The following is a 5,643-nucleotide window of genomic DNA, read 5'->3' on the forward strand; positions in this document are numbered from 1 at the left end:
GCGCGGTCGTCGGGAAGAAAAGAAGATATTTCCTTGGGGCCGCTTAGGATGTGCTCCGGAGGATTTCCGGGTGGCGACGCGCCATCGGTTTATCGCCAGTTAAATATTTATTCGGGAATACATTTTTGGGATCACGTGGCGCCGGATCGGTCTCCGCCAGTTGCCCGCTCGTGAGGGGCTTGGCCGGTTGCATCACGTCCGGTGAGCGCGGAGCGACTTTTTCTTGAGCCTTCGAGCTGTCTTCCGGTGGGACGTCGCCGAGCGCCGTGATCGCGTGTCGACGTGTCAGGCAATCTCCGGAGCGAGGTGACGTAGCAGGGTGCGGTGATCTGGCAGCGTTGCGAGAAGCTGCCGTGTCAGCGCCTCGCCCGGCGCGGGGCAGGGGGTGTCGCCGGCGGGCGCAGAGGCAGGGCGCCAGCCCATGCCGAGCAGTATGAGCTCCCACGCAGCATGGGAGAACGGGCTGTAACGGTAAGAGAAATCCGCGAACGAGGGCGGGCGCAGTTGCCAGAGATCCAAGAGACCGCGCAGGCGCTCCGAGCGCAGCGCAGCGTCGGCGGCGTCGCGCCAGAACGCGGTGTCGCGGCGCTGCGCCACGGCGTAGTGCAGCGCGAGGAAGTCGGCGAGATCGTCATGCATCTCCGCGAGCAGGGTGTTGTAACGCCGCGCCAGCGGCTGCACCGGCAGGCCGGGGGCGGGGGGGAACATCTCGACCAGCGCGCGGGCGGCAAAATCGGCGAGGAACAGCCCGGTGCTTTCGAGCGGCTCGAGGAACCCCGCCGCGAGGCCGAGCGCCACAACGTTGCCCTGCCAGGGCGCGGCGCGCCGGCCCGGGGTGAAGGGGATGACCCGGACGGGCAGCTCGGCGGCCTGCGGGCCTTCCTCGGCGCGCAGCGCGGCCTCGGCCCCGTCGTCACTCAGATGGGCGGAGGAGTAGACATAGCCGCGCCCGCGCCGCCGGCGCAGGCCGATATCCCAGCACCAGCCCGCCGCGAGCGCGCGGGCGCGGGTGAAGGGCGCCGGTGCATAGGTTGGGGCGTCTTCGGGCACGCGCATGGTCACCGCCCGGTCGCAGAGCAGGCGGTCGGCGTAGGAGATCCAGTCGCGCCCGTCCTCGGGCAGCAGCAGCGCGGCGAAGCCGGTGCAATCGACCCACAGATCGGCGGTGAGCGGCGGGCCGTGCTCGGTCTGCAGCGCGGTGACGCTCTCGCCCTCGCGCAGCACGCCGGTGACATGGGCGCTCTGCCGTGTCACGCCCTTCGCGGCCAGCTCACCGGCGAGGTAGTCGGCGAATTTCTCGGCATCGAGATGGTAAGCGTAGGGCACCGGGCCGGTGAACTCGGGCGCGCCTGCCGGCCGCGGCGCGCGGCGGTGTTCGATCAAAGCTGCCTGCGCCGAGGCGATGGCGGCGAAGGGCAGCGCGCCGGACGAGGCCAGCCAGCGCGCGGCGATGTCGCGGGGCAGGGCGTGGCGGTGGAACGGGTGCAGGCAGCGGCTGCCGGGGCCGGACCAGTCGTCGAAGCGGATGCCGTGCTTGAAGCTGGCATCACAGGCCGCGACAAAGCCGCGCTCGGACAGGCCGAAGCGGCGCAGCATGTCGCGCATGGTGGGGATCGTGGCCTCGCCCACCCCGATGCGCGGGGTCTTCGGGCTTTCGACCACGGTGATCGAGACCGGCCCGGGGCCGGTCCCGTTGAGCTGCGCCTGAAGCGTGGCGGCTGCGATCCAGCCGGCCGAGCCGCCCCCGACGATGGTGACCCGCATCAGGCGTCTTCGGAGACCGGTGCCTCGTCGGACTGCGGCGCCGCCGCCTGCGCCGCGGCGATGCGGCGCGCCATCGGCGTCAGGTTGTTGAGCGATTGCAGATGCACGTAGCACAACTCGAGCTCGTCGGTCCTGGCCATCTCGGCCAGCACCTCGGCGGGCAGCGCCTTGAGCTTGTCGCGGTCGATGGTGAAGAACCCGCCAAGCTGGGCCGACTGGCCGCCGGGCAGGCTGAACTGCGCCTGCGCGGGCTTCAGCAGGTCATGCTCCATCAGCCGCTTGCAGAACAGCTGCGTGCGGTCGAAGAGGCCCTGATACTCGCGGGTAAACGTCAGCATCGACTCGAGGTAGCGGGTGCGCTTGCCCTCGGCGTCGAACAGCCGCTCGCCCCGTCCGTCCTTGTTGAAGCCCTCGTGCTCTTCGTCGATGCAGAGCGTGAAGGTCTTGCCATCCTCGGAGCGGGCAAAGACGAAGGGATAGCGGCGCAGGAAGGCGGGGATGTAGCCGCCGGTCCAGTTGCCGGTCGCGTCGACGGCATTGTTCTCGCTGGCGCGCATCCCGAGGATGACCGACGGGAAAATGGTCTTGTCATCGCCGGCGAAGACGATGGCGTAATCGGTGGCGGCGGCGATGAACTCGGCGGCCAGCAGCGGCACCGAGTTGACCTCCTTTGCGAAGGCATAGTTGCGCCCGGCCTCGAGCGACCAGTCGCGGTGCCGTTCGGACGAAATCGGAACCGCCCGCTCGTAGATCATCAATTGTTTCGTCACGTTGTTCCCTCCCTTTGGGTCAGGTTGCCACCCACACCTGTCTCGGTTCATGAAGGCTATCCGGTAAGCGTGAGCGAGAAAAGAAAATTTCAATCAGAAATTAACGGATGCAGCTGATCGGCCTCGTCTCCGAAGCGCGCGATATAGGCCGGGGTCAGCCCGAGGCATTCGGTCGAGCTGCAGGCGGCGCGGTGCGGGCAGCGGTGAAACTGGTTGCGGTCGAACTCCTGCCAGAAGGCCGGATCGATCATCAGCAGCGGCTGCGCATTGACCAGCGCGTCCGAGAGCGCGCCCATCTGGCATTCGGGCACGTTCTTGACCTCGACGAACCGCCCCGCCGCGCGGGCGGCGAGGATCGCCTCGCGCAGGGGCGGCATCAGCTCGGGGAAGGCGACGGCAAGGCGCTTGTCGTCGCGCTCGGCCATCGGGAAAAAATTCCAGAACTCCATCTGCACGAGGCGCTCGAGATGGCTCAGCGCGGCGACGATCTGCGGCAGCTCGCGGTAGCACAGGCGGGTGATGACGGTGTTGGTCAGCAGCCGCACGCCGTCCTGCCGGTCGAGATATTCCATCCCCGCCAGCATCTTGTCCCACGCGCCGGGCACCTGCGTGATGGCGTCGTGGCTTGCCGCGCCGGCGCCTGCGACCGAGACGAAGAACTCGTTCACCCCGGCCTCGAGCAGCCGGTCGGCATAGCCGGGCCGCGCGAGATGCACGCCGTGGGTCTGGATGCGCACCCGCTCGAAGCCCGCCGCGCGGGCGGCGCGGGCGAGATCGGGCAGGTCCGCGCGCAAGGTGATCTCGGAGCCGGTGAGGATCAGCCCGCGCCAGCGGCGATGCGCACGCTGCTCCTCCAGAACCTTGTCGAAGAGCGGCGCGGGGGTCGGCTGCAACCGGTCCATCGTGCCCTCGATCATGCAGTGCACGCATTTGAGATTGCAGCGGAATTCCATCGTCACGCTGACATAGTCGTCGTGATCGCGCAGCGACAGCCGCTCTCCGGGCGCAATGGCTTTCGGCGTCGTCACCCCGGCGCGCACGCCGGGCAGGTCGAGCGCCTGCCGCGCCGCGAGCGCGGCGTCGGGGCGGAGGCGGTCAGAGGATCCCATAGACGCTCCCCTTGGTGTAGCGCAGGCCGCCTTCCGGCGCGGGCTCCCAATCGTAGCCGATATCGAAGAGCAGGTGGCCGAAACGGTGCAGGTTGGCGCGGAAGAAATCGCGGATCGGCTCGGGATAGCCCAGCCGGTCAAGGCAGAGCAGGGTCTGCGCGGCGGGGATGCGCGAGAAATACACCCCGTCGGCGCGGCGCTTGTTGGCGACCACGACGGTCTGTGCGGTGATCTCGGGCCAGAGCCAGTCTTCGAGCTTGACAGGCTGCGCCATCTGCGCGGTCTCGGCGAGCTTGGCGCGGATGGCATCCGCCTCTCGGAGGGCATCGAAGAAGAAGTAGAAGTTGCGCATCTCGAAGCCGGATTGCGTCAGCCCGTAGCAGATGCCGGAGGAGACGCTGCTGCCGGGATTGCCGATATAGAGGTCGATCTGGTCGATGGCGCCGCCCTGCAGATGCTCGGCAGTGAGTTCGACGGAGAACATGAAATAGGGCCGGTCGTCGCCACTGAGCGGCGCGGTGATCGGCACGAGCGGGCCGATGGCGCGGTGCAGGGCGCGGGTATCAAAGCGGCGGCCGAGCCGGGCGTAATCGTAGAAATAGAACTCCCAGCTGAGCCGGCCCCCGGCGTGCTTCAGGCCCCAGACGGTGCGGAACGGACCGTTGGCGGCGATCAGCGCGTCGCAGATCTCCAGCATCTTCGGTGGCAGCCCGGCGACGGCGAAGGAGTGGTAGAGCAGCGCCGCGCTCCGCCAGCTGTCGCGGTTCGGCAGCGCCGGCGGATCGTAGGGCCAGAGGCAGAAATCGAGGCTCGGATCGGCGCGGCGCGCGCGGTGGATGCTTTCAGAGGTCTGTCCGTCCATCACAGCGCCCCCCGCACGCGATGCGCGCCGTAATAGAACGTCGCGAAGGGCCGCCCATCGCGGGCGGTGCCGGCTGCGACATGGCCGAGCGGGCGCTGCGACTCCCGCGCGAGCAGCGGGGCGGAGGCCGGGCCGAGCAGGCGGGCGAGAGTCTCGGTATGCTCCGCGAGGGTGGCCTGCAACGGCGTCAGGTTGAGGTCGAGCGAGCGGCGCGGGTTGCCGGGCTCGGTCACCTCGAGCAGCGTGAGGGGCTGGCGCGCGGGGATCGCGGCGAGGGTCAGCAGCGCGTCGCGCACGGCCCCCTCGGGGAGGTCGGCGGTGATCCTTGCGGCCAGCGCGGGCGGATCGAGCGGCCCGGCATCGCGGTATTCGCTGAGGGCAAACGCGCCGTCGTCGCGCCATTTCAGCGCGAGGAAGGCGAGACCGGGCTCGGGCCGGTCGCCATCGGTGAACTCGAGGTAGCATTTCAGCACCGGCCCCGCCGCCTCGGGTTCAAAGCCGAAATGCAGCGACGCGGCTCGCGATTGCAGCGGATCGAGCCGCGCGACGCCCTTCGCCGGCGCGCCGAGATCCGCAAGCATGGCGCGCAAGCGGCGCGACGGGCCGGGGCCGAGCGCGCCGCGCGGGAAGCTCACGAGAAAGCGGCCGTCGCGCAGCTCGTCGCCGATGGTCTTGACCGAGTATTCCCGCAGAAGCGGACGCTCGACCGGGGCGAGCACCTCCGAAAGCCGCGACTCGGGGGTCATTCCGCCTCTCCCGACAGCGCCAGCAGGCTGCCGAGCCCGCGATCGGCGGCGAGCAGGTCGTGACGCATCCGCCCGTGCATCCGCTCTACCCGGCGTTGCCGGGCGCGGAAGGCCAGCGCCGCCACGCCGGGCCCGAAGGGCCGCAGCAGCAGCCGCGCGGCGCGGCGGTTCCAGCGCGCGCCCTTGCTGCCGAGCAGCTCGTCCTCGAGCGACAGGAAACGCTCGACCCGGCCCGGATCGCCCTGCCGTCCGCAGCGGCCCTCGAGCTGGCGGTCGACGCGGCGGCTGTCGTGGCGCTCGGTCAGCAGCACGTGCAGACCGCCACGCTCGGCCACGCCCGCGGCGAGCTTGATGTCGGTGCCGCGCCCGGCCATGTTGGTCGCCACCGTCAC

General features: G+C 69.6%; 6 protein-coding genes. All 6 read right to left on the bottom strand.

Translation table 11 applies throughout. The features are described from left to right. Positions 1-285: 285 nt before the first annotated feature. On the bottom strand, positions 286-1,764 hold the full coding sequence (locus AC6RA4_RS23015; protein WP_500164262.1) for a tryptophan halogenase family protein: 1,479 nt from the start codon (positions 1,762-1,764) through the stop codon (positions 286-288). Then, on the bottom strand, positions 1,764-2,534 hold the full coding sequence (locus AC6RA4_RS23020) for a SapC family protein (RefSeq protein ID WP_500164264.1): 771 nt from the start codon (positions 2,532-2,534) through the stop codon (positions 1,764-1,766). The genes AC6RA4_RS23015 and AC6RA4_RS23020 overlap by 1 nt, the downstream gene beginning before the upstream one ends. 89 nt (positions 2,535-2,623) lie before the next feature. Then, complete coding sequence (locus AC6RA4_RS23025; protein ID WP_500164266.1) at positions 2,624-3,643, bottom strand: radical SAM protein; 1,020 nt, start codon at positions 3,641-3,643, stop codon at positions 2,624-2,626. Then, positions 3,630-4,505, bottom strand: coding sequence for a hypothetical protein (locus tag AC6RA4_RS23030; protein WP_500164268.1), 876 nt, complete (start codon positions 4,503-4,505; stop codon positions 3,630-3,632). The genes AC6RA4_RS23025 and AC6RA4_RS23030 overlap by 14 nt, the downstream gene beginning before the upstream one ends. Next, positions 4,505-5,251, bottom strand: coding sequence for a hypothetical protein (locus tag AC6RA4_RS23035; RefSeq protein WP_500164270.1), 747 nt, complete (start codon positions 5,249-5,251; stop codon positions 4,505-4,507). The genes AC6RA4_RS23030 and AC6RA4_RS23035 overlap by 1 nt, the downstream gene beginning before the upstream one ends. Continuing rightward, positions 5,248-5,643, bottom strand: a 396-nt coding sequence (locus tag AC6RA4_RS23040; protein WP_500164271.1) for a preprotein translocase subunit SecA, incomplete at its 5' end; no start/stop codon positions are given. The genes AC6RA4_RS23035 and AC6RA4_RS23040, both read right to left, overlap by 4 nt.

Source organism: Salipiger sp. (genome assembly GCF_059781815.1).